Below are 1,765 nucleotides of genomic sequence, written 5' to 3'. Positions count from 1 at the left end.
AGGGTGCCGCTGGGTCAGCACACCGCGAATGCCAGTCGGCGTGTGACGACGGCGCCGTCGACGGCCAGTGGGTTCAGTCCGGACGCGCGTTTGCTGTTCGACCCGCATGGTGGTCCGGCCGGTCGTCATGTCGAGTTCTTCCCGGAGCCGACGGCCGATGAGCTGGATGGGCTGGCCAGGCTCGCGGGTCTGCACCGGGGTTCGGCGGACGCGTCGGTGGAGGTGCGGCGGACGACGCTGCGGCTGGTGCGGGCGCTGCGGATCGTGTTCGGTCCGGAGGTGGAGGCGGACCGGGGCCGGTATGCGTCGTTGCTCCGGGGGATCGGTGCGCTCGAGACGTTGCGGTCGAACGACCCCGCACTGAGCCGGTTCACGCCGTTCCGGATGGAGTTGTGGACCGCGGCGGCGGAACTCGCCGGCGGTGGCACGGCCGACCGGGCGGCTTACCGCAAGGTGCTGGATCACTCGGCGCAGAAGCTGAAGCAGCAGCCGGACGCCAAGTTCAGCGAGAACATCGGGATCCCACACCTGCAGAACGCCGTCAACCAGCTCACCAAGCTCGGCGAGGGCCTGGTCCGGAATGTGCTGGGGAAGCCGGCCGGGCCGGTGACGCGGGCCGAGGTGACGCGGGTCCTGTGGGCGATGGCGGGTACGGCCCGGCGGATGGGCGCGCTGGATCCGGCGGCCACGGAGGGTCTGGGCCGTCCCGTGCTGCACCTGCCGCCCACGGAGCCGTGGACCCCGCAGCGGAAGCAGGAGCTGTGGATCCTCACCGCGCACGCTCTCACCCTGCATGTGGACGCGGATGACCGGTTCGCGCTGTCGGCTCTGCACCTCGCGGGCAAGGGCGCCTTCGGCCCGGCCCATGTGCTGCGGGAAGGCGGGGCGGTCCGGGGCTACAACTGGAGTGGCGCGGTGGCGCCCGGTGGCCTGGATCTGCGGACGGTGAGCCGGGAGTCGGCGGACTCCGGTGGGACGGTGTCGGTCCCGGCGGCGTGGACGGCGGAGGGCGAGCCGGCCGAGGTGCTGTCGGTGTGGACGGCGGCCGACCCCAAGGGCATGGTGGTGCTGCGGCTGGCGGACATGCCGCCGATGCGCGTGCACGATCAGGAACTCCTGGCGCTGCTCGACCTCGCCCCGCTGCTGCGCGCGACCCCGCTCGGTGTTCCGCTGCTGTTCCTCTCCTCGCGTGCGGGTGCGGCGGATCGTCATTCCCCGTTGCCGCAGGTGTTCACCGACCGCACCGGCCGTAACAGCTGGGCGTACAGCGGTCCGCTGGGCGTGGAGACGCCGCCCGACGGGGCTCCGCTGCGGCTGATCGAGCGCATCGACCCCGCCACCGGGGCCCCGGGGAGCTGGAACAAGGCGTGGCTGCGGAAGGGCCAGGCCACCGGGGTGCCGTTCACCTCCATGGCGATGGTCTCCTCCCCGCCGGCGGGAGCCGTCGCCGCCGCCGATCCGCTGTTCGCGCCGCAGACGCTGCTGACCGACGACTCCGGCGCCGTGCGCGGCCGCAACTGGACGGGCGAGCAGATCACGAAGCTCCGCGCCGACCGCACGCTCGTCGTCGAGAACTGGCCCGGTCCTCCCGGCTTCCGGGAAATGGACCAGGACGCGCCCTGGGGCCCGGAGACGTTCGTCGTCGGCGCGGAGGAGGTGCCGGGCGGAGGGGTGCGTACCTATGACGGGCAGGTGCTGAGCCGTGCGGAGTTCGCCCGGAAGCTGGCCGCCGACCCGGCCCTGTCCGCGCTGCCGGCCCATGTCG

1 protein-coding gene is annotated in these 1,765 nt (G+C 72.9%); it reads left to right on the top strand.

Annotation, left to right across the window (positions count from 1 at the left end; translation table 11 throughout):
• Positions 1–42: 42 nt before the first annotated feature.
• A partial coding sequence (locus tag HCK00_RS26610) for a hypothetical protein (protein ID WP_168104602.1) occupies positions 43–1,765 on the top strand: 1,723 nt, incomplete at its 3' end.

Origin of the sequence: Streptomyces zingiberis, from assembly GCF_012034935.1 — a bacterium.
Taxonomy (GTDB): domain Bacteria; phylum Actinomycetota; class Actinomycetes; order Streptomycetales; family Streptomycetaceae; genus Streptomyces; species Streptomyces zingiberis.
The sequence above is the reverse complement of the archived record's forward strand: the minus strand, read 5'-3'. Positions and strand labels throughout refer to the sequence as shown.